General features: G+C 41.8%; 19 protein-coding genes. 8 read left to right on the plus strand and 11 right to left on the minus strand.

Going from position 1 to position 24,334, the window contains the following annotated elements:
- The 4 genes from RG47T_RS11490 to RG47T_RS11505 all read left to right on the plus strand — a co-directional run.
- The coding region (locus tag RG47T_RS11490) for a glycosyltransferase (protein WP_171972601.1) at window positions 1-797 on the plus strand (797 nt) is incomplete at its 5' end.
- Window positions 798-896: 99 nt separating this feature from the next.
- Entirely contained in the window at window positions 897-2,207 is a 1,311-nt protein-coding gene (locus RG47T_RS11495; protein WP_139235753.1) for an O-antigen ligase family protein, read from the plus strand.
- Window positions 2,197-2,898, plus strand: a complete 702-nt coding sequence (locus tag RG47T_RS11500; RefSeq protein ID WP_074489603.1) for an acyltransferase — start codon at window positions 2,197-2,199, stop codon at window positions 2,896-2,898. Before RG47T_RS11495 ends, RG47T_RS11500 begins: the two co-directional genes overlap by 11 nt.
- On the plus strand, window positions 2,898-4,025 hold the full coding sequence (locus RG47T_RS11505; protein WP_074489604.1) for a glycosyltransferase family 4 protein: 1,128 nt from the start codon (window positions 2,898-2,900) through the stop codon (window positions 4,023-4,025). Before RG47T_RS11500 ends, RG47T_RS11505 begins: the two co-directional genes overlap by 1 nt.
- 1 nt (window position 4,026) lies before the next feature.
- On the opposite strand, the gene RG47T_RS11510 is transcribed toward RG47T_RS11505, so the two are convergent.
- Both RG47T_RS11510 and RG47T_RS11515 read right to left on the minus strand, forming a co-directional pair.
- Window positions 4,027-5,127 carry a glycosyltransferase gene (locus tag RG47T_RS11510; RefSeq protein ID WP_074489605.1) on the minus strand — a complete coding sequence of 367 codons (1,101 nt, stop codon included), beginning with the start codon at window positions 5,125-5,127 and terminating at the stop codon, window positions 4,027-4,029.
- A gap of 1 nt (window position 5,128) precedes the next feature.
- Window positions 5,129-6,082, minus strand: a complete 954-nt coding sequence (locus tag RG47T_RS11515; protein ID WP_074489606.1) for an SDR family oxidoreductase — start codon at window positions 6,080-6,082, stop codon at window positions 5,129-5,131.
- Window positions 6,083-6,465: 383 nt separating this feature from the next.
- Here RG47T_RS11515 and RG47T_RS11520 point away from each other — a divergent pair, with 383 nt between their 5' ends.
- The 4 genes from RG47T_RS11520 (at window position 6,466) to RG47T_RS11535 (ending at window position 12,790) form a co-directional block, all read left to right on the plus strand.
- Window positions 6,466-7,560, plus strand: coding sequence for a glycosyltransferase family 4 protein (locus RG47T_RS11520; protein WP_074489607.1), 1,095 nt, complete (start codon window positions 6,466-6,468; stop codon window positions 7,558-7,560).
- A gap of 127 nt (window positions 7,561-7,687) precedes the next feature.
- Window positions 7,688-9,337 (plus strand): capsule assembly Wzi family protein, encoded by a 1,650-nt coding sequence (locus RG47T_RS11525; protein ID WP_074489608.1) that lies wholly within the window; start codon window positions 7,688-7,690, stop codon window positions 9,335-9,337.
- Between the two features lie 52 nt (window positions 9,338-9,389).
- Window positions 9,390-11,714: an SLBB domain-containing protein gene (locus RG47T_RS11530; RefSeq protein ID WP_074489609.1), complete on the plus strand. Its 2,325-nt coding sequence runs from the start codon at window positions 9,390-9,392 to the stop codon at window positions 11,712-11,714.
- 2 nt (window positions 11,715-11,716) lie between these two features.
- A complete protein-coding gene (locus RG47T_RS11535; protein ID WP_074489610.1) occupies window positions 11,717-12,790 on the plus strand; it encodes a hypothetical protein in 1,074 nt (357 codons plus the stop codon).
- Here RG47T_RS11535 and RG47T_RS11540 read toward each other — a convergent pair.
- The 9 genes from RG47T_RS11540 to rfaE1 all read right to left on the minus strand — a co-directional run bounded on the left by RG47T_RS11540 (window position 12,780) and on the right by rfaE1 (window position 24,330).
- Window positions 12,780-14,486, minus strand: a complete 1,707-nt coding sequence (locus RG47T_RS11540) for a capsule assembly Wzi family protein (protein WP_074489611.1) — start codon at window positions 14,484-14,486, stop codon at window positions 12,780-12,782. The genes RG47T_RS11535 and RG47T_RS11540 overlap by 11 nt on opposite strands.
- Window positions 14,487-14,493: 7 nt before the next feature.
- Window positions 14,494-16,188 (minus strand): capsule assembly Wzi family protein, encoded by a 1,695-nt coding sequence (locus tag RG47T_RS11545; protein WP_074489612.1) that lies wholly within the window; start codon window positions 16,186-16,188, stop codon window positions 14,494-14,496.
- On the minus strand, window positions 16,185-16,724 hold the full coding sequence (locus RG47T_RS11550) for a hypothetical protein (RefSeq protein ID WP_171972519.1): 540 nt from the start codon (window positions 16,722-16,724) through the stop codon (window positions 16,185-16,187). Before RG47T_RS11550 ends, RG47T_RS11545 begins: the two co-directional genes overlap by 4 nt.
- A 269-nt stretch (window positions 16,725-16,993) precedes the next feature.
- On the minus strand, window positions 16,994-18,709 hold the full coding sequence (locus tag RG47T_RS11555) for a capsule assembly Wzi family protein (RefSeq protein WP_074489614.1): 1,716 nt from the start codon (window positions 18,707-18,709) through the stop codon (window positions 16,994-16,996).
- A 7-nt stretch (window positions 18,710-18,716) separates the two neighbouring features.
- Window positions 18,717-20,411 (minus strand): capsule assembly Wzi family protein, encoded by a 1,695-nt coding sequence (locus tag RG47T_RS11560; RefSeq protein WP_074489612.1) that lies wholly within the window; start codon window positions 20,409-20,411, stop codon window positions 18,717-18,719.
- Window positions 20,408-21,097, minus strand: coding sequence for a hypothetical protein (locus RG47T_RS11565; RefSeq protein WP_074489615.1), 690 nt, complete (start codon window positions 21,095-21,097; stop codon window positions 20,408-20,410). The genes RG47T_RS11560 and RG47T_RS11565 overlap by 4 nt, the downstream gene beginning before the upstream one ends.
- Before the next feature lie 164 nt (window positions 21,098-21,261).
- Window positions 21,262-22,611 (minus strand): sugar transferase, encoded by a 1,350-nt coding sequence (locus RG47T_RS11570; RefSeq protein WP_074489616.1) that lies wholly within the window; start codon window positions 22,609-22,611, stop codon window positions 21,262-21,264.
- A gap of 176 nt (window positions 22,612-22,787) precedes the next feature.
- Complete coding sequence (locus RG47T_RS11575) at window positions 22,788-23,351, minus strand: D-sedoheptulose 7-phosphate isomerase (protein ID WP_074489617.1); 564 nt, start codon at window positions 23,349-23,351, stop codon at window positions 22,788-22,790.
- A gap of 19 nt (window positions 23,352-23,370) precedes the next feature.
- Window positions 23,371-24,330, minus strand: coding sequence for a D-glycero-beta-D-manno-heptose-7-phosphate kinase (gene rfaE1, locus RG47T_RS11580; protein ID WP_074489618.1), 960 nt, complete (start codon window positions 24,328-24,330; stop codon window positions 23,371-23,373).
- Between the last annotated feature and the right edge of the window lie 4 nt (window positions 24,331-24,334).

A 24,334-nucleotide genomic window follows, 5' to 3' on the forward strand; every position in this document is an offset into this window, starting at 1 on the left:
CCGACAACTCTTTACAGACTCTGACGGCTCAATTTCCTGATGTTATTTACCTCGATAATAAAGAGAACCTGGGTTTTGCCGAAGGGAATAACCGTGGCTTACGGTATAGCATTGAAAAAGGACATGAGTATTCTTTGGTTATTAATACAGATACATTGGTTGATGACGACATAATTACTGCGCTAACCAATCACCTTAACGGGCACCCCCAGGCCGCGGCCGTACAACCTGCCATTTTCTGGATGCACAACCGCGAAAAATTGTGGAATGGCCCATGTGGTTTTAATGCCTTAATGGGCATTACCTACTCCAAAACGCAGGATAGTGTACAAGAGCTCACCGGCTTTTTAAAGGTAGACTGGGTTACCGGTTGCTGTACCCTTTTTAGAAACAGTGCGCTAAAAAATGCAGGCTTGTTTAACAAGAAGTTTTTTTTGTACTACGAGGATGTAGAACTATCGTACCGTTTACGCGGTTGTGGTTACGAAGTACATTACCTGCCTGCCAGTAAAATGTATCACGAGGCAGGCATGTCGGGCAAGGCTAAAGTTGAAAATGAGGAAGGCTTTCTGAATCCTTTTATACACTATTATACCAGCCGAAATCATATCTGGTTTTTAAGGCGATATGGCAAACCTTTATTTTATCCGATTAACTTTATTTATAATGCAGGCTATTATGTAGCATTGCTTAGCTACCTTAAACTGCGTGGCCGCAACAAAAAGGTATCGTTATTATTAAAGGGAATAAAAGAAGGACTTTTAACGCCTCAAACCTTAATTTGGCCTAATAACTAAAGCGAGCTATATTTAACGATGTTTATTTTTCCACTCATATTTCTTTCTTCTTTTATTATAGCTATAAAAGAAATCATTAAGGGAAATAAACAGGGCTTCATGCTGTTTCTCATATTCGGCATGTCTATTTATACCACGGCCATGTCGGTATCCTTTTTATATGGGTTGAAAGATGTGATCCATGTTTTCCAGTTTTTTAAAGAAGCGCTGGTTTTAAGCCTGCTTGGCATCAGCATATATACTTTAAAGGCCCGCCCCAAATTTGGCTTAATTGATTATTTGATATTTGGCTACCTGGCTTACACCATGCTATATGCCATACTGCCCATTGGCGAGCAAAGTTTTTTTGAACGCCTTATTGCGCTGAAAAGTATGGCGTTTTACATTGTGGTATACTTTACGGGCCGGTTGTTTGACATCCGTAAAATATACGTTAACAAATACTTTAATTACATTGCTTTACTAACTATAGCTGCGGGCGCTATCACTTTTTTCGAAAGGTTGTTTAACCTAAACCTGCAATCCATCAGCGGCTATGCCGACTATGTTTACTACTTCTTTAATTTTGAACCCAGCGGCAATTATGGGCTAAGCTGGACGTTTGAATCTGAAGGCGGATACAAACGTTTCGGCAGTTTCTTTGATAACCCACTGGAGCATGCAGCCGCTACCCTATTAGCCTTATCTGTAATTATAGCCCTTTATACGCGCGACGATAATAAGTTTAAACCCAACACCACCGGCCTGCTGGCTTTGGGCGCATCATTACTCTCTATTACGTTTGCGTTTTCGCGGGCTCCCTTTATTAGCTATTTTTTTGTAATATATATTTACGCCCTCATCACTAAAAAAACATTTATTACAAAAACCATCCACTACACTATTTTAGCCGGCGTTTGCTATGTAGCCTACATTATTAGCACCTGGGGCAATAAAGTAGATGGTATTATGGAGGTAATTATTAACACGATAGATTTTAGTAACCCATCAAGCATTGGGCACCTGGTGGCATGGGTAGATGGTATTAATGCCATGATACAACATCCCTTTGGGCTTGGCCTTGGTGCATCGGGCCGTGTTGCAGGTACATTGGGCGAAACCGTTGGTGGCGAAAACCAGTTTATTATTATAGGTGTACAGGGCGGCATAATAGCACTTACGTTGTACCTGGCTATCTATATTACCTTTATTAAACAAGGCCTTAAATGGCTAAACCTATTAAAAGGCAAAGAGCGAAAAATATGCCTGGCCGTATTATTAATGAAGATTGGCTTTTTAATTCCCATGTTTACATCAGAAGTTGAATCATCTTCTTATATTTCATATATGAACTGGTTTTTATCCGGTTTATTTATTGCAACCATTATGCAGCACACTGCACCCGAAACTACTTTGGCCCATGATCATTGAGAACATCATAAGAAAGTTAAAGGGCAACCCCGATTATAAGTGGGACAGCGCCTACTCAGTAAGAGATCTCGCTGTTATAACCTCCATCAGGGCAATGCAGGTTATACGCGGCTTATGGCTCAAGTTATTTTTTAAGCAATCGGCTGGTTTATTATTTATTGGCAGCCGGGTAAAAGTACGCCATGCCTACCAGATCACAGCAGGTAAAAACCTGATACTGGAAGATAATGTAAGCCTCAACGCCTTATCATTTGATGGCGTACATTTTGGCGACCATGTATCTATCGGCAGAAACTCTACCTTATTTGGTACCGGCATTATATCAAACAAAGGCAAAGGAATTAGAATAGGTAACCGCACGGGCATCAATACCGGGGCCTACCTGGCCGGCCAGGGCGGTATTACCATCGGCGACGATGTAATAACAGGCCCCAACCTGCAAATTTTTTCAGAGAACCACGTTTTTGCAGATCTGCACCAGATTATTAAGGAGCAACCACTAACGCGCATAGGCGTTAGTATTGGCAACAACTGCTGGATTGGCGGTGGGGTAACCATTTTAGATGGCGTTACCATTGGCAATGGCTGCGTAATAGCCGCAGGCAGCGTGATAACCAAATCTGTACCCGATAATTCAATTGTAGCCGGCGTACCGGCCAAGGTAATACGTAACAGAGCAGACCAGGTGTAATGGCTAAACCGCTAATTATAGGTATTGATATCCGCGACCTTAGGGTGGCCCAAACAGGTACCAAAACTTACCTTGAAGAGTTATGCGCAGAGTTTAAACGTATGGAAAGTGCAGATCTAAAATTTCATTTTTTAGATGTTTCCATCCCTGTATATACCGGTAAACAGAAACTATTAAAGTGGATAGAGCATTTCAGATACCAATTGTGGAAACAGCTAATTTTACCGGTAAAAGCAGCCCTCAAAGGGTGTGACGTTTTATTCTGTACCGATAATTTTGCACCCATCATTCATTTAGGATACCAAACTATCCCGGTATTTCACGATGCTTTCTTTTTTGAAAACCCGGAACATTACGGCAAACTTTGGCTATGGTTATACCACCAAACAGCTATCCCGGCGGCAAAACGGGCGGCTTTTGTGGTTACACCTACTGCATATTCCCAAAAGCAAATTAACCATTACACGCACATTTCTTTAAATAAACTGGTGGTTATCCCAGAGGGGCCTAAGTCATTAGTTAAGATTGAAGCAGGCCATTCATCAGCAATAACAGATCGTTTTGAACTAACGGGTGGCAATTACCTGTTGCATGTAGGCTCTATGTATAAGCGCAAAAATATCCCGGCACTGATCCGCGCGTTTCGTAAAGTTAAAGATACAGGGTATCCCGATCTTAAATTGGTACTGGCAGGTTCTCCCCCGTCAAAAACACTGGGTAATGATTTTGACATCATTCAGCAAGCGGTTGAAGAAACTGGGCTAAAACATGATATTGTATTTACAGGCTATTTATCTGATACCGAACTGGCCGAAATTTATCACCACGCACTGCTTTATGTTTTTCCTTCTGTAAACGAAGGCTTTGGCATACCGGTACTAGAGGCCTTTAAATATGATGTGCCGGTACTTGTAGCCAATAATACCTGCCTGCCCGAAGTTGGCGGCGATGCGGTTATAACTTTCGATCCTTTTAACCTTGATGACATAGCCAATCAAATTAAAATGGTACTTAATGACAAAGAGCTTCAACAACAAATGATAGCCAAAGGACGCAAAAGGCTGCAACTATTCTCGTGGAAAAGCGCAGCCGAACAATTGGTTGAACTATTTAAAAAAGCGGTATAATCTATTCTGAAAAAATGCGGACGTGCTCTTCGGCAACCATGTCCCAGTTAAAAACACTTAATGCACGGTACTGTGCTTTCTCTGCCAGGGCCAGCATTTCCGGATAGTGCGTTTCACAGTAATTGATCTCTTCTGTAAGCGATTGGATATTGCCCTTTTTAAAGGCGCGTGCGGTATCCTGCACTACGTAGATATTCTCTTCAATATCGCTCACAATCAATGGCACATTAAGGCCCATTACGGTTAAAACCACAGGCGATAGCCCTTCCACATCAGATGGCTGGATATAGCAATAGGCATTTAACATCAGGGTATTTACCTCATCGCCATAAATGTAACCGGGAAAAATGATGCTGTCGTCTCCCAAGTCAAAGATCTGCTGCTCGTATGGCGATGGATTGGGTGAACCACCTATTAATACCAGTTTTTTATCAGAATGGGATTTTTTGAATCCGGGGATTAAATAATGCAGGCCTTTATCGGGGATAAAGCGGCCTACAAATAAATAGTAATCGCCTTTTTTAAGTTTAAGCCTGTCCAACACATCAGTACTACCATTTCCGGGTTCTACCTCGCTGCCAAAGGGAATAAAGCGATATTCTTTTTTAAAGCGGTCTTCAAACAGCTTTTTGGCTATTACATTATCAAATATAATCTGGTTGGGTACATGGGCAGTTATATAGGCCGAAATTTTAAGATATAATTTACCATACCATGGCCATTTATCACGCTTCCAGTCTACACCATCCTGGCTAATAAACACCTTTTTGCCGAATAAGCGAAGTGGCAATGCCCAGATACTGTTACCACCATTTTGGATGTGAACAATATCGGCCGTATTTTTAAAGATGATATCACAGGTGCATTTAAAAGAATGTAGTAAAGTATCAAAGCCAGCCTTACGAACAGTTTTAATATTTTTAATTTTTACACCTTTATAATTGTCTATATCAACAAATACATCCGGGTATCGTCTGTTATAAGCAACAACACTATGTCCTAATTTTACTAATCGCGGAAAAAGTTCCATTGCAAACTTATCAGCACCGGCAGCCCCTTTTGTAGGCGGGATGGTACGAAATCCAAAAGCAGCAATGCGCATTTTATACAGCAGGCTTAAGCGTTATTCCGTCTTCTTTAACTGTGTAAATATTTTCGGCCAAATAATCTGTGTAGTAATCTGCAATATATTCTTCTAACGCTACCTTCCAGTCGCGCATAATATTCATTTTCCTAAGCTCAAGTTTTTTATTGATCAGGCGTTCTGAAGGCGGGCGTGGTGCAAAATAAGTATCCTTAAAGTAATCAGATGATACTTCATGAAAAGTTACTTCATCCTGCATGCCAAGTATGTTTACAATATGTTCTGCAACATCGCGTCTGCTGGTTTCGCCCCTGCAAACCAGGTTATAAAGTCCCCAGTATTCTTTTTCTATCAGCAGTTTTACATTTTTAGCAAAATCTACTGTAAAGGTTGGTGTACCATCTTTATCATTTACAATGTGTAAGTCTCTTTTACCACTTACTAATTGTTTAATAATCTTGCTGATAAATTTCTTATCTTTTTTGGGGCCGCCACCCATCATCCAGCCGGCACGGCAAATGATGTATTTTTTAGCGTTTTCGCGCACATAACGCTCTCCCATGTATTTAGAGCGCGCATAATGACCAAGTGGATTGGGTTCATCCCAGTCATCATAGTAATCTTTTTTGCCATCAAAAATACCTGCTGTACTAATATATAGCATAGGTATATTTAAATTATTGGCCAGTAATACAGCGTTTTCTACCGACGTGGTGTTGGTTAGATAAGTGTCATCTACATTCATCTCGCACTCTTCGAGATCTGTAAGTGCACCTAAATGAAAAAGATAATCCGGTTTAAAGTTCTCTACATCACTCTTGTACCTTTCAAAATCGCGAAAGTCCAGAAAATCTATCCACTCTTCGTTTACATCCTTATCTGTACATCTGATCTCATATTCATTTTTAAAAATTCGGTAAAAGGCTTCACCAAGCATCCCACCGGCACCGGCGATATAAATTTTTTTCTTCATTATGTATTTTCATGCCGTCAAATTAAATTTACATCTAACGGCGGGTAGTATTGTAGTTATACTTTAGAACAAAATCCAAAAATAGCCTTTTTAAGTTCATAAACAATGACAAATTATTTATCAATTGAATTTCAGAGCTTAAAATACAAAATATGCAATATTGATCTATTATAATACTAAAACATTATAGAATTCAAAAAGTTTGGTTTAATACTGGCATCTTTGCACATATTAATACAACAATAATAAGCAGAAATTGTGCCATTTTTCAACTTAGTGCATTAATTCATTATCGTCATTTTCAATTTGAGGTAATAAAATTTAAATATTTAACTTTGGCCTTTTTCCTACTTTAATTTTAGGAGACAGGTATTATTAATAAAATGAGAGTAGCATTTATTACAAGACTAAACTTATATACTATAGCCGGAGGAGATACCGTACAAATTGAACAAACAGCACGACAGTTAATAAACCTTGGCGTTGAAGTTGACATTCTTCGATCTATAGATGTAATACCTTACGAGAAATACGATCTGCTTCATTTTTTTGGCATACCACGCCCCGGCGATATGGTACATCACAGCAAATTGGCTAATAAGCCATTTGTGGTATCTACGATACATTGCACCTACGGCGAATATTATAAGTACAACAGAAAAGGACTGGGAGCTATTTTTGCAAACCTGTCTGCAGATAGTATGGAGTATTTTAAAACGATAGCCCGGTGGCTTGTAGGTAAAGATCATCGCCCCAGCCTCAATTACTTTTTAACCGGCCAACGCAGAAGTATCATCGAAGTTTTAAAAACTGCAGACTTTATTCTACCTAATTCGCAATCAGAACTGGATAGGTTGAAGGAGATTTATACCGATAAAGTTAAATCGGTAATTGTTACCAATGGCATTAACCCTGAAAAGTTTCCTTACAATCCTGCTATACAGAAAGATGATAACCTGGTAATTTGTGTCGGCCGTATTGAGAACCGCAAAAACCAGCTTAACCTTATTAAGGCCTTAAATAACACAACATTTAAACTTGTTTTAATTGGTGCTCCGTCGGCCAATCAAAATGATTATTATCAACAGTGTCGCGAAGCGGCGGGCCCTAACGTAACCTTCTTAAACAGGATACCGCATGACGAATTGGTAAATTATTATCAATTAGCTAAAACACATGTACTGGCAAGTTGGTTTGAGACCACAGGATTGAGTTCGCTGGAGGCAGCTATTATGCGGTGCAATATTGTAATAACCGAAAAAGGCGATACACGCGAATATTTTGGAGATGATGCTTTTTATTGCGATCCGGAAAATCCCGAAAGTATCAGAGCAGCTGTTGAAAAGGCTGGTAAGGCAACATTTAATGAAGCCCTTGCAGAAAAAATAGTAATATCACACACCTGGAAAATGGCCGCACAACAAACGCTGGAAGCATATCGTTTATTAGCAGAACCAAATATTGGTGCTACGATATAATTTTGATAAAAAAGCCGTTTTAGCATAAATCATATTGATAAATTATCCATTAACCAGCATCTAAAATACATTGCTAATTAATAAACTTATACCAGCTTTGTAAAGCTTTACCTCTACCCAATAAATAATGAAATACATTTACCTTGTACCAATATTATTAATCTTACTTACCTGCGATTTAAAAAGCGAAGCGCAGGTTGTGTATGAAAACCCCAACCACCCCGTATACCAGTTTTTGGCCAGGCAGGCACAAAAGGGTAAGATTAATTACGACGATCTGATACAACCCATAAGCCGGAAAGAGATTTCCAGCCTGCTACACTATTTACGAGACTCTGTAACCACACTTTCGATAACAGAAAAAAAAGAAATTACCTTTTACCTGGGCGAGTACAGCGAATTTGACAGCGACTACAAGGAGAACACCCATTACCTATGGGGTAAAGACCAATATAATAACCGGGCCTTATTGAACGTAAAAAAGGATGATTTTATATTACGTGCCGACCCTGCCCTTACCTATGAATACACCGGCGGACAAAATAAAGGGGTATATAAACAAGCTACAGGCATGGCATTTTGGGGCCAGGTAGGCAAGCATTGGAGCTTTCAGGCTTACTTTCAGGATATTAATGAGAGTGGCAAAGGTGTGGATAGCTTAAAACGCTTTAGCCCCGAAACCGGTATTCAGCGAACCGCTAATCTTAATAACAAATCAACCGCGGTAAATTATAGTGATGTGCGCGGTAATATTACCTACGCCTGGAATAATGGCGCTATCAGCATTGGTAAAGATCAACTTTTATATGGTTACGGCCAGGAAGGAAGATTAATATTATCAGACAAGGCTCCATCCTACCCTTATATCAGGCTCGATTATGCGCCTTTAAAATGGCTGCACTTTAACTACAGCCTCGCTTCATTGCAATCGGCAGTGATTGATTCGGCCCGCAGTTACAATAAAGGCAATGCGCTGTATGGCAATAACCGCGAAATATATGTTTCTAAATATATGGCCTCACACAGCTTAAACTTTTTGCCTGTTAAAGGCTTAGAAGTAAGCGTGGGCGAATCCATGATCAGCAGCGATCAGTTTGACCCGGCCTACCTGGTACCTGTATTATTTTTTAAAGCGTATGACCAATATGCCAGCCGCTATAAAATTACAACAGGCTCTAACGGGCAATTCTTTTTCCAGGTAAGCTCACGTAATCATATCCCTAAAACGCATTTGTACGCTACGCTATTTATTGATGAGATCCGTTTAGAAACTGCTTTTGATGCAGCAAAAAGCCGCAATCAGCTTGGCTTTAACATTGGCGCATCAACTACAGATCTGTTTATACCTTATTTAACTGCCGGCCTGGAGTATACCCGCATTAATCCGTTTGTTTACCAAAACCTGATACCCGCCCAAAGCTACACCAGCCAAACCTATTTAATTGGCGACTGGATAGGCCAGAATGCCGATAAAGTAATTGCCTGGCTATCTTACAACCCGTTACCACGCTTAATTACAACCGCACAGCTCATGTATGTTAGAAAAGGAGTTGAAGGCAGCCTGGTTGATCAGTATTTTGCAGAGCCTCAGCCTAAGTTTTTACAACAAGGGCCGGTACAATCGCAAACACAAATATCACTGGAGGCCCGGTACGAATTAATACACCGACTGTATTGCCGTTTAGCCTATCAGCACCAAAAAGGTGTAATAGACCCGCAAGTGCAAACATCGGCTGTGCCCAACCAGGTTAGTCTTGGTGTTTCTTATGGCTTTTAGACCAATTTAATAATTTATATTTGTACAATAGGTTTTTCTATTATAATCTTCAATGCGCATAAAATACGTACTCTTTATACTGTTAATTCTTTTAACAGCAACTTACAGGCAAAGTAATGCCCAAAGTGTGTCCATGAACGATATACAGAATGTTAAAATAAATCAGCTTAGTGATGACCAGATAACCCAACTCTGGAAAAAAATACAAGATTCTGGCTTGTCTGAAACCGACGCGTACAAGCTAATGATACAAAAAGGTGTACCCCAAGACCAGGTAGATGCGCTTAAAGACCGTGTAACCCTGCTGGGATTAAACTCCAAAAGCAATACTAAAAAAGTTACCAGCCAGCCGGAAAAAAATAAGATTGACTTTTCGAGAGATAGCAACAATGTTGTGGTTAAACCTGTACTAGCAGCCCCGCCTGTAGCTCCGTTAAATGTTTACGGCATGGACTTTTTCTCGCAAAACGCTATCAAGTTTGAGCCTAACTCAAATTTAGCTACACCAAAAGGTTACGTAGTTGGCCCTGGCGATGAGTTAATTGTGCTGGTAACGGGCTTAAACGAAAGCACCGTACGCACTAAAGTAACCCCCGAAGGAAACTTACAGATCCCTTATGCAGGTATAGTTTATGTTAATGGCTTCACCATAGAACAGGCTACCAACCTCATTCGTGGTAAAATGACAAAAATTTATCCCGGCCTGCGTAGCGGCCAAACCCAGCTAAGCGTTAACCTGGGTAATACACGCAGTATTAAAATTACCATAGTGGGCGAGGTTAAAACACCGGGCTCTTATACCCTCTCGTCATTATCTACCTTATATAATGCCCTTTATAACTCAGGCGGCCCTAATGCAAATGGGTCGTTACGTTATATAGAATTGATAAGGAATAACAAGGTTTATAAAACGGTAGACTTTTATAATTTTCTGCAACATGCCATATTAGAGGGTAATGTACGGCTTGAAGATCAGGACGTGATACGCATACCTGTATACAAAAAACGAGTTGCCATACGCGGCGAGGTAAAAAGACCCGCCATATATGAACTTAAAGAAGGCGAGCAGTTAGACGACCTGATAAAATATGCAGGTGGCTTTACAGATGTTGCCTACAAAGGCATTGCCAAAGTTGAACAAATAAACGACCTGGAACGCGAAGTAAAAGATGTACCTGCAAATCTGTTTGCCAACTTTACCCCCCGCAATGGCGATATGGTAACGCTGGGCGCTATTACTAACAGATATGCCAATCGTGTGGTATTAGAGGGAGCAGTTTTTCGCCCCGGGCCGTATGAACTTACTGCGGGCTTAAGTTTAGGTGCGTTATTAAAACTGGCCCAGGGTATAAAACCAGAGGCTTATACCGAACGTGGTTATATTAAAAGAACCTTGCCAAACCTCGAACGCCAGTTTATTTCTTTTAAACCGATAGATATCTTATCCGGTAAAAATGATATTCCCCTTCTACGCGAAGACACCGTTACTATACAAGAAGAAAGCACTTTTATATCGCAGCAAGCAGTAACTGTTGCCGGGCATGTAAGAAACCCATCGAAATTTATATTTCGTAAGGGCATGAAACTGGCCGATGTGATTGCAATGGCCGGCGGTTTTGATGACCAGGCTGCAGAGCACCATGTGGAGGTTTCGCGCATTATTAAAAACACACAGGATAGCGTGGCTAACCAGGTGGCTAAAACTTTTACTGTCGACATGAGCAATGGCACCGGTAACGATCTTGAGCTCGAACCACTGGATTACGTTTATGTACAACGCCTGGTTAACTATAAATCATTAGGTAACGTAAGTGTAAAAGGCGAAGTATTGTTTCCGGGAGATTACCCGGTACAACGCAGGGACGAAACCGCACAAGACTTTTTACAGCGCGCAGGCGGGCTTACACCTTACGGCTCTATCCAAAATGCACAGATTTACAGAAAAGGCGTACGCGTAAACCTCGATCTTACCAATACCAGCAAAGACTCGCTTACACGCGCAAGTATGATGCTTTTATCAGGCGATAGTATTTACGTACCAAGGGTTATTGCTTTTGTGGAAGTTGCCGGTGCAGTTAATAATCCGCAGCTTATTAACTATAATGGCCATCGCTTTATGTATTATGTAAATGCGGCAGGTGGTAAAACCTCGCATGCGCGCCTCAAGGGTGCTTATATTAAATACCCTAATGGTTTAAACCAACCCATACGTCACTTCTTGTTTTTCCGTAACTATCCAACGGTTAAACCAGGTAGTAAGATCATTGTTCCGGAAAAAGATCCCGAATCAAGGTTTAGGCTTGGTATTGGTGATTTTGCCGGTATAGCTTCGGCACTTACTGCAGTGATTAGTTTAATTGCCATACTGAGAAATTAATAATGAATCCCGAACAGCCATCACATCCATACGAACCTGAGTTTTCTTTTAAAAAGTTAATCAGCGATCGTGCAGACGATGTTAAATATGTTTTTCAGTTTAAAAAAGGGCTTGCACTATTTTTTGTGGGCGGCGCATTGCTAGGTGCCCTGGCAGCATGGATGTCTGCTCCTACTTATACAGCCCGGCTAACTTTTGTTATAGATGATTCTAAATCAAGTGGCGGTGGCGGCGGTTTAAGTGCTTTGGCCGGTCAGTTTGGCTTTAGTTTAGACGGCTTGGGTGGTAGTAGTGGTGTGTTAGCCGGCGATAACGTACAAGAGCTTTTAAAAAGCCAGAGGTTAATAAAAGGGACATTACTGTCACCTTATAATGCTAATGGAACAGAATCGCTTGCAGACCATTATGCAGCCGTTTACAAGCTCAACAAAAAGTGGTTAAAATATAGTAAGGACGGAAAAATAACCCGTTTCCCGATAGATACAGCCCATTACAGCCGGTTACAGGATAGTTTAATGCACGAAATGACCTCACTAATTTTAGCGGGCGAATTCGGTATTGCAAAAACAGACAAAAAACTAGGCTTTTTTGAAGTAAATACCACCATGAAAGATGAAAGGCTTGCCCAGCTGTTTTGTACACGAATGATTAAGCAAGCCACAGACTTTTATATCAGAACCAAAACCAGCCGTTTACGCAATAATGTAAACCGTTTGCAGCACCGTGCAGATAGTATTGGTAATATCTTAAACCATAAAACTTACGCGCTGTCATCAGCCAATCAAACACTGTTAGATCTTAACCCGGCCTACACTATGGCTAATGCCAATGTAGAGGTTAAGGAACGCGATAAGATTGTTTTAAATGCCATTTTCTCTGAAACTGTAAAGAACCTTGAAGCCAGCAAAACCATGCTTGCGCAAGAAACACCTACTGTACAGATAGTTGATGAGCCCGAACTTCCTTTAAAGAAAAACCGCCTCAAATATTCGGTTTCTATATTAACAGGTGTTATTTTAGCAGAAATTGCGTTTGCTTTTTACCTGATTGTATTCAGGAAGAGATCTAAAATCTAAAGCTTACGCCCAGTTCTGCATGCAGGTTAAACACATCATTATGGGGGATGTAATAGGTATTGGCAGGATTATAATCTTTCAATATCCATTCGTAATTCAGCGATTTAACTTCCTGTAATTTGGCGTTAAACAATAAGTTCTTGTAGCTCCAGTCGCCCTGCAATCCAAAAGCAAAATCAACCCACTTGCGGCTGTTACCATTAATAGGCGTTAAATATTGCTGTTGAAAGTCAACATCGTGCTCATATCTTTGAAAAGTAACGCCTAATTTTTTAAGCCCCATTACCCAACTTATATCCATAGATTGTAGGTTGCCGCCAGAGCCGGTACCGGCCCCTAGTATTTGCCCTTCGTTGGTCTGGCCATCTCTTATCGAAGAATGGACATACCAGCCACCAGCCGGCCTTATGATGCGATCTGTTGATTGAGAAAGCTGGTCTATTTCTGTGCTAACTAATATTCCCTGGCCTTTTGCAGCCAATGGTATTAATTTTCTAATCCCAAATATGTAAGCTCTGGCATGCTCTGGCGAAGCCAGGAAATCTTTATAATTATAAGCATTATCATTAATACCATATTCAAAATACACCTCGGCATTTGCTTTGGGCAACACCCACCTGGCATAGAGTGAGGTAATTTGATCACGATTAAAAGCATCTCCGTTCCCCCCCTTGGTATCAGCCTTTTGGAGCGGAAAAAAGAAGGGTACATAACCGCTAAAGCCCTTAACATCTGACTTATAGGCATTAAAAGTTCTTATCCAACCCAAAAACAAGCCAGGTATCCAACGTGGTTGATAACTAATATTATAGCCGGTGTAATAGCGCCAATCATCTCTTTTAGGCACATATAAGTTTTTACCAGTAGATGTTTTCGTAACATCGAGGTTAGATTGGCCTGTTGCATCCAATTTTCCTGCAATAATCTGGCCTTCAAAACTCCCTAAAAAAGTATGTATAGGCCGTACCGTATTTATGGTTGCATGCTTAAACCCTGCTGCATTATTACTGATAACAAGCGCATTACTAATCCCCGGCCCCCACCAAAGGTTTTCATTAGACAAACCTGCAGATACTGGCCCGAATGTTAAACGGATACTGCTTTGCCCCCATGTAGCTTTAGTATAGCTACCCGTGCCAAAATGTTCTGGCTGATCTATATTGTTATGGTATGTATAATAACTCGTTAAATCGGCATCGCCGTGTCCCGAAGCAAAGCCATTGAATGCCGGGTTGGCTGCATACACATACTCGGGACGAAGCTGGATGCTCAGCGGACCGTACTTTAGGTAAAAACCACCGCTCATCATTGTCTGGTAGCCCTTCGCAGGGATCATCGCACCATCATTCCAGCCATAAGGATGGTCTGAGTTATATTGCTGCTGGATCGTTAACGGCAAGATCTGGAATAAACCGCGACCCTTGCCAAACGTCAGCCCGCTGTTCGGGTTTATCCAGTGGTCTTTTTCTAAACTGCTGTCCGGGTCGTATACGTTCAGCGGCTTTATCTTCGACCTTGAAGGGTAATACGGACGTACCGTAAACGAGGCCGTCGAATCTACGCCCCCGCTTAACTGTAAGCGCCGGTAATAGTCTTCCAGCACCGGCGTACCAACCGGTAACGACTGGGCCTGTAATCCGTTAGTTAAGGATAGGCACAACGCCACTATGCTCAGGGTGATCAGGATCTTTCTCATCTGCTATTTAAAATCGATACGTTAACCCGGCCTGCGCCTGGAAGTTAAACTTGGTTACACCCGGTACATAATAAGGCGCTCCTGCTTTTTCTAACGCAGGGTCCAGGTACCACTGGTAATTTAACGAGTAGATCTCCATCAGTTTGGCATTAAAGATGAAGTGGCCATAGTTCCACTCCCCTGTTAAGGCCCCGCTCAAATCTACCCAGTGACGGCGCCAGTCACCTGTATCATGAAACGCATAATAATAAAAGTCATCATTATGCAAATAACGCTCCAGTTGTAGACCGATCCGTTTTAAACCCTTTACCCAGCTTACATCAAACGTTTGCAGGTTGGCACCAGGACCTATCCCCGCCCCCAGTACTTCGCCACGGTTCGTGTAGCCCTGCCGGATGTAGGGGTTCACATACCACGATGACAGGCCCAGTACTTTATTGTAAGAAGTTCCCGCCATCTGTGTGGCCTCGATGCTGATCATAATATGTTCGTCACGGCTGGAATTGAACGGCAGCATCTTCCGCAAGCCGAAGATATACGCACGCCCGTCATTCGGTTCCAGCAGGCTGTTCCGTACCGTGTTCGTATTGTTGTTGATCCCGTATTCGAAATAGACCTCCGCCTGTTCTTCCGGCCATAACCAGCGCATAAAAAGCGAGCTTCGCGTATCACGCTGGTTCAGCGCCTGGTCTGCCGTTACTGATTTGAAAGGTGAAAAGAAAGGCAGGTAGCTGCCCAGGCTCCCAAGGTCCTTGCTGTAAGTCTGCGCACTCCGCGTCATCCCCAGAAATAAGCCTTTCACCCATTTAGGCTGCCAGCTCAGCACAAAGCCAGTCAGGTAGCGCCAGTCTGTAGGCTTGGGCAGGTACAGCGGGTTGTTAAAGTAGTTCCGGTCGGGCGTTAGGGGCCCGTATCCCGAGCCTTCCAGCTGCCCGATGATAAACTGCCCTTCAAATGAGCCGATCGCCGTACGGATGGGCTTTGTGGTGTTAAACGTAAAGTGCTTAAAGCCCGGCGCGCTGTTGCTCATCAGCAGCGAGTTGCGCATGCCGGGCCCCCACCACAGGTTTTCTGTAGACAGACCGACCGACAGCGACTTATAGTTTAACCGGATGCTGCTTTGACCCCAGTACGCTTTGGTATACGTACCTGTGCCAAACTGTACCGGAAGGTCAATATTGTTATATACATCGTAGTAACGCGCATCTATCGTTGAGTAGTTGTTCCGGTTCAGGTTATCGAAGTTATTATTCGCTGCCACTACCAGTTCAGGCCGCAACTGGATCGTTAACATCCCGTAGCGCGCATAGATCCCTGCGCTTAATAAGGTTTGAAGGCCCTTCGCAGGGATCATCGCTCCGTCGTTCCAGCCGTAGGGATGGTTCGAGTTATATTGCGTCTGGATATTCAATGGCAATAAATACCCGTTAAAGCCATCCTTGTTCTGCCACGACGTGCCGGGGTCGCGCTTGTTATAGCCCGCTTCTGTAGAATCAGGGTAAAACACATTCTTATTCTTCGCATCCGGTAACAACGGCCGTACCGTAAACGACAGCAGCGAATCACCTTTGCCCAGCAGTTGCTGCCGGCGGTAATAATCTTCCAGCGCAGTGGAGCCAACAGGGATCGACTGCGCCTTAACTGTAAACTGCAGCAACGTCAGCAACACCAGCAGTAATCCGCCTCTTCTTAATCTCATCATAAAGTGATCGCCTTTATATTTATATTATCTACCGACCAGCTTTCGTCGCATAATGGATCGCTTACATTCTTCTGTACCAGATCACCGATACATTGCAGCAGCAGTGTGGCCGAGCTATGGCTGATCGTTTTGCTGATCTTATATTCCGTAGTCCCGTTTGGGCTGCCGGATAAATAACAGGCACCTGGAAGGTCCGTACGAAACGCCCCTGCCTTAGGGTTATGGTTACTGTTCAAATAATTGTCAGGGTAGGATTGCGGCGGGCAGAAAACACCTACACCACAATCTGAATTGGAAAAAGACGTATGGATATAACTATTACCATCTACCAGCATGCTCCAAAGGTCTGGGCCAGAATACCCGCTATCAAGGTTGTTCCCGTCCCAGGTATCGTGGATATACAAGTCGAACGTGATCTCAACCAGGTCGTGCTTAGGTAAGTTCGGCACCGTTAAGTTAAAGCCCCCAGAATTATAACGCCCCAGCACATGCGTACCGTTAAATAAGGCGATAGTACCGCTCGTAATTCCTGCCAAATTCCCGCTCTCGAAGTCATTGCTATACACCGAGACATTGCCCTTTACTTCCTTCTTGCAGGAAGTAAAAAACATTATACTAACAAGAAATAAGAGGCAGACTTTTAGTAAATTTTTAACCATCGTGGCAATCCTTCAAATTTAAATATGGCTTTTAAATATAATAATTAGAACTAATGCGGGATAAGCAATTTATTGCAAATCTGTTATAGCCAATTACACTGAAGCCGATATTATTAAAAACAGCTGCCTATGTGCCATCTAGGAATTTAAAATCTATACGTTACACCCAGTTCTGTATGTAGGTTAAACACATCGTTATGCGGGATGTAATAAGTATTGGCAGAATCATAATCTTTCAGTATCCATTCGTAATTCAGCGATTTAACACCTTGCAATTTGGCGTTAAATAATAGATTTTTATAACTCCAGTCGCCATGTAAGCCAAATGCAAGGTCTACCCATTTGCGGCTGTTACCATTAATAGCGGGAAGGTATAAACTGGAATAATCTACATCATGTTCATAACGTTGAAACTCTAGCCCTAATTTCTTCAAGCCAGAAACCCAACTAATATCAAAATATTGAATATTACTACCCGGCCCTGTGCCGGCACCCAAAATTTGCCCCTCATGAGTGTGTCCTTGAAGTAACTGATAATTTGAATACCATAAAGCTGTTTCTCTAAGAAACCTATCAACTGGCTGTGACGTTTGCGTTATTTCAGAGCTAATCAGAACACGTTGATTTTTATCTACATTCACTGGAATCAGTTTTCTAAAACCAAACACATAAGCTCTTGAATGTTCGGGCGAGCCAACAAAATCTGCAAGATTATAAGAATTATCTTCTAGGCCATATTCAAAGTAAACTTCAGCTTCAGCTTTGGTAAATAACCACCTGGCATAAAGAGAGGTGATCTGGTCGCGCGGAAAAAGATCTCCCACTCCGTTATTTGAATCCTTTTTTTGATAAGGTATAAAAAATGGCACATAAGCACTAAAACCACCAGTTTTTACATCGTCATAATAGGAGTTGAATGTTCTAATTAAACCTAAAGTAAATCCAGGAACCCATTTAGGATGATAATTAATATTAAATCCTGTAAAATAGCGCCAATCATCTCTCTTTTGAACGGCTAAATTTGTTCCATTAGATAAACTAGTTGTCAATAAAGCAGGATAACCGGAATTCTCTAATCTCCCTGCAATTACCTGTCCTTCAAAACTTCCCAAAAAAGTATTAATGGGGCGTACTGTATTGATGGTTATATGATTAAAACCAGGCGCATTATTGGTGAGAACTAAAGAGTTTTGTATTCCCGGCCCCCACCATAGGTTCTCACTAGAAACACCTACAGACATCGGCCCGAATGTTAAACGGATACTACTTTGACCTAAAAATGCTTTGTTGTATGCGCTTGTACCAAACCGCTCAGGCCAATCTATTAAATTCCGCTGGCTATAATAACTCGTTAAATCGGCATCGCCGTGTCCCGAAGCAAAGCCATTGAATGCCGGGTTGGCTGCATACACATACTCGGGACGAAGCTGGATGCTCAGCGGACCGTACTTTAGGTAAAAACCACCGCTCATCATTGTCTGGTAGCCCTTCGCAGGGATCATCGCACCATCATTCCAGCCATAAGGATGGTCTGAGTTATATTGCTGCTGGATCGTTAATGGCAAGATCTGGAATAAACCTCGACCCTTGCCAAACGTCAGCCCGCTGTTCGGGTTTATCCAGTGGTCTTTTTCTAAACTGCTGTCCGGGTCGTATACGTTCAGCGGCTTTATCTTCGACCTTGAAGGGTAATACGGACGTACCGTAAACGAGGCCGTCGAATCTACGCCCCCGCTTAACTGTAAGCGCCGGTAATAGTCTTCCAGCACCGGCGTACCAACCGGTAACGACTGGGCCTGTAATCCGTTAGTTAAGGATAGGCACAACGCCACTATGCTCAGGGTGATCAGGATCTTTCTCATCTGCTATTTAAAATCGATACGTTAACCCGGCCTGCGCCTGGAAGTTAAACTTGGTTACACCCGGTACATAATAAGGCGCTCCTGCTTTTTCTAACGCAGGGTCCAGGTACCACTGGTAATTTAACGAGTAGATCTCCATCAGTTTGGCATTAAAGATGAAGTGGCCATAGTTCCACTCCCCTGTTAAGGCCCCGCTCAAATCTACCCAGTGACGGCGCCAGTCACCTGTATCATGAAACGCATAATAATAAAAGTCATCATTATGCAAATAACGCTCCAGTTGTAGACCGATCCGTTTTAAACCCTTTACCCAGCTTACATCAAACGTTTGCAGGTTGGCACCAGGACCTATCCCCGCCCCCAGTACTTCGCCACGGTTCGTGTAGCCCTGCCGGATGTAGGGGTTCACATACCACGATGACAGGCCCAGTACTTTATTGTAAGAAGTTCCCGCCATCTGTGTGGCCTCGATGCTGATCATAATATGTTCGTCACGGCTGGAATTGAACGGCAGCATCTTCCGCAAGCCGAAGATATACGCACGCCCGTCATTCGGTTCCAGCAGGCTGTTCCGTACCGTGTTCGTATTGTTGTTGATCCCGTATTCGAAATAGACCTCCGCCTGTTCTTCCGGCCATAACCAGCGCATAAAAAGCGAGCTTCGCGTATCACGCTGGTTCAGCGCCTGGTCTGCCGTTACTGATTTGAAAGGTGAAAAGAAAGGCAGGTAGCTGCCCAGGCTCCCAAGGTCCTTGCTGTAAGTCTGCGCACTCCGCGTCATCCCCAGAAATAAGCCTTTCACCCATTTAGGCTGCCAGCTCAGCACAAAGCCAGTCAGGTAGCGCCAGTCTGTAGGCTTGGGCAGGTACAGCGGGTTGTTAAAGTAGTTCCGGTCGGGCGTTAGGGGCCCGTATCCCGAGCCTTCCAGCTGCCCGATGATAAACTGCCCTTCAAATGAGCCGATCGCCGTACGGATGGGCTTTGTGGTGTTAAACGTAAAGTGCTTAAAGCCCGGCGCGCTGTTGCTCATCAGCAGCGAGTTGCGCATGCCGGGCCCCCACCACAGGTTTTCTGTAGACAGACCGACCGACAGCGACTTATAGTTTAACCGGATGCTGCTTTGACCCCAGTACGCTTTGGTATACGTACCTGTGCCAAACTGTACCGGAAGGTCAATATTGTTATATACATCGTAGTAACGCGCATCTATCGTTGAGTAGTTGTTCCGGTTCAGGTTATCGAAGTTATTATTCGCTGCCACTACCAGTTCAGGCCGCAACTGGATCGTTAACATCCCGTAGCGCGCATAGATCCCTGCGCTTAATAAGGTTTGAAGGCCCTTCGCAGGGATCATCGCTCCGTCGTTCCAGCCGTAGGGATGGTTCGAGTTATATTGCGTCTGGATATTCAATGGCAATAAATACCCGTTAAAGCCATCCTTGTTCTGCCACGACGTGCCGGGGTCGCGCTTGTTATAGCCCGCTTCTGTAGAATCAGGGTAAAACACATTCTTATTCTTCGCATCCGGTAACAACGGCCGTACCGTAAACGACAGCAGCGAATCACCTTTGCCCAGCAGTTGCTGCCGGCGGTAATAATCTTCCAGCGCAGTGGAGCCAACAGGGATCGACTGCGCCTTAACTGTAAACTGCAGCAACGTCAGCAACACCAGCAGTAATCCGCCTCTTCTTAATCTCATCATAAAGTGATCGCCTTTATATTTATATTATCTACCGACCAGCTTTCGTCGCATAATGGATCGCTTACATTCTTCTGTACCAGATCACCGATACATTGCAGCAGCAGTGTGGCCGAGCTATGGCTGATCGTTTTGCTGATCTTATATTCCGTAGTCCCGTTTGGGCTGCCGGATAAATAACAGGCACCTGGAAGGTCCGTACGAAACGCCCCTGCCTTAGGGTTATGGTTACTGTTCAAATAATTGTCAGGGTAGGATTGCGGCGGGCAGAAAACACCTACACCACAATCTGAATTGGAAAAAGACGTATGGATATAACTATTACCATCTACCAGCATGCTCCAAAGGTCTGGGCCAGAATACCCGCTATCAAGGTTGTTCCCGTCCCAGGTATCGTGGATATACAAGTCGAACGTGATCTCAACCAGGTCGTGCTTAGGTAAGTTCGGCACCGTTAAGTTAAAGCCCCCAGAATTATAACGCCCCAGCACATGCGTACCGTTAAATAAGGCGATAGTACCGCTCGTAATTCCTGCCAAATTCCCGCTCTCGAAGTCATTGCTATACACCGAGATATTGCCCTTTACTTCCTTCTTGCAGGAAGTAAAAAACAGGCTCAAAAGAACAATTAATGCTAATATCCCTTGCGGATTTATTGCCTTTATAAATTTGGCGAACTTGTAAATCATGAATAAATGGATTTCAACAACAAAACCACAATATTATTAAAAAGAGAGCAACATTACAGCGTTATCAATAAATAATAATTGCTAAGAACCCTTTATTCTTGTGATCGTTAAAATAAGCTGCAAATGAGCTGTTAAGAGAAGAAATGATTATATTATATCCGTTTTTATTTACCCTTCGCCTGCACCATTACTTTCACTGTTTTGAAAATAATGTTAATGTCGGAGTTTAAACTAATATTTTCAAGATATAAAAGATCATAACGGCAGCGATCGCGCATCTGATCTACGTTTTCTGCATAACCATAATAAACCTGGCCAATGGAGGTTATGCCTGGCTTTACACGCAGTAATTTTTTGTAATTCGGAGTTCTTTTTACTAATTGTTCAATGTAGTGTTGCCTTTCCGGTCGTGGACCCACAACAGACATTTCGCCTTTAAATACATTCCAAAACTGCGGTAATTCATCAAGCCTAGTTCTGCGTATTATACGGCCCCACTTTGTGATACGTGGATCATGATCCGAAGAAAGCTGAGGGCCAAATTTCTCGGCATCGATATACATGCTACGAAATTTATAAATATAAAAAGGCCTTAAGTTGCGGCCAATACGTTCTTGCCTGTAAAAAACAGGGCCTTTTGAGCTAACTTTAGTAGCTATATAAAGCACTACAAAAACCGGTGCACCTGCTATCATAACACCTGTTGAAAATAAAACATCAAAACCACGTTTTAATATTCTAATTTTCATTGCAATCTCAGGATGAGATGTAATTTGCAAAACAGGCAAATCGCTGTAATTAACCAATTCTGCAGCATTGTTATTTAATATAAGATCGGATACTACTTTGATCTTTATAAAATTATCTTCTCCAAACTTAATCAGTTTACTTAAAAGCTTATTGTCTAATTGCTTGTAACATATAAAGATTTCGTTAGGCTGTAAATTAAGCAATCTTTGTGTAAGGCTATTCTCATCCATAGCATGCACGTGCTCTTCTGATATAAAATCTGACAGATCATACCCATATTCGGGGTGATGAGAAAATGATAATAATAACCTTTCAGCTATCTTTTCATCACCTATTATAACAATTTGCCTATGGTTGTAACCTTTTTTTCTGATATAGTCAAGGCAGAAGAATACCGCAGATCTATGCACTATAACAAAGCCAAAGAACAATCCATATCCAATCAGCATCAGTAATCTGGAAAAATCAAAAAGTTTAAAGAAATAGAATACGGCAAATATGATAAGCAAATGATAGATAAGTGTTAAGATAAACCTGTTAAGATTATCTCTAAGAGAAAGCGGACGTTTAATTTTAAAGCTACCAGATAAAGCAGAAACTAATACCCATGAAAGGTTAATTAGTATAAGTACAAAAGAAGAAGACCTATTTGTTTGATAAGTGCCAAATTGAATATAGTTAGCTATGTTTATGGCCAAATTCAACAATAGGAGATCTGTTATAAATATGAATCCGGGTAGATATTTGGAGTAACGTATAGACATAGGTAGGTATATTTACAGCAATAATACAGTTTTATTTTAAGACTTTAAATTTAAAAAATATCGTATTTGTAATTTACAAGTAGATTATTTACAAATACCTAAAATTTAAGATAAAGTTTTTATTATTTTTAAATTTTATCAACAATTTGTTACTTGCAAAAGTAAAAACTTAAAAATCAGACTACAGCATCTACTGCTTCGCAGATTATATGCCCTATTAAAATATGCAATTCTTGAATACGTGCTGTAACTAATGAGGGTACAACTATGTTTATATCGCAACAAGAATTCATCGCACCACCATCCCGGCCCGAAAAACCTATTGTTTTACAACCTAAAATACGGCCCAATTCTAATGCTCTAACAACGTTAGGGCTATTTCCACTTGTTGATATGCCAATTAAAACGTCCCCTGCAACAGATAATCCTTCTACCTGCCGTTCAAAAACACGCTCAAAACCATAATCATTACCTATTGCAGTTAATGCAGAGGTATCTGTAGTTAAGGCAATAGCCGGCAATGAACGCCGCTCTTTTACAAAACGCCCGGTAAATTCGGCAGCAATATGTTGCGCATCTGCTGCACTTCCCCCATTACCGAAAAGTAATACTTTACGGCCATTATTAATACAGTTAATTACTATTTGACAGGCTTGGTTAATTACATCTTTGAGCTTTTGTTCAGAGATTGTGGCCGTTTCAATATGATCTTTAAAAGATTGATCAATTATATTTTTCATTCAAAAGGTTTAATTTAATTTAGAACATTGCTAAGAACTGATGGCTAATTTCACCAATGGTTGCAGTAGCACTACCTACTTTACTCACAACTACCGCCGCCGCATGATTAGCAAAATCGCATGCTTCAAATAAATTATATCCTGAGGATATAGCTACCCCCAAAGATGCCAATACCGTATCACCAGCGCCTGTTACGTCAATAACACTTAATGCTTTTGTAGGTATTACTGTTAATTCATCACTAACATACATAGCCATACCCTCTTCAGACATGGTTACAACAACATCATCACACCCTGTAATTTCTTTTATTTTTTTGCACGCTGCTGCGAGGCTATCTTTGTCTGTAATTTGTATCCCTGACGCTTGAATTGCTTCCTTCTTATTAGGCTTTACCATATTGCAGCCCCTGTACTTGGTATAATTATTTCCTTTGGGATCAATTAGGGTTTTTACAGACGCTTCGCGGCAAATAGAAAAAATCTGATTTAATAAATAGTCTGACAACAAACCTTTATTATAATCAGAAACCAGCACAAGATTATAATTATTTATTTCTTTTTTTAATATATCAATGAGTTTATCTGCGGTGGCTTTTTCTACAGGCTGTGTGTCTTCACGATCTAAACGGATAAGTTGGTGATTTGCTACCAATACTCTCGATTTGAGCGTGGTACACCGTGATTTATCTCTTAAAATTCCATTAGCATTTACACCGGCAGCCTCTAATTGCGTATTAATTACATTGGCATAATCGTCTTCTCCAACTATTGAAATTATGTTAGTATCACATCCTAAAACTTTAAGATTTTTAATCACGTTACCGGCGCCGCCCAAGGTGTACTCATCTTTTTTAACTTCAACAACTTGTACTGGGGCCTCGGGGGATATCCGGTTGCAATTACCATATATATAGTGATCAAGCATTAGATCACCTATTACAAGTATTTTGATATTGTTATTTATACTGTAGTTCATGTAT

Source organism: Mucilaginibacter polytrichastri, assembly GCF_001911425.1.
Classification (GTDB): Bacteria; Bacteroidota; Bacteroidia; order Sphingobacteriales; family Sphingobacteriaceae; genus Mucilaginibacter; species Mucilaginibacter polytrichastri.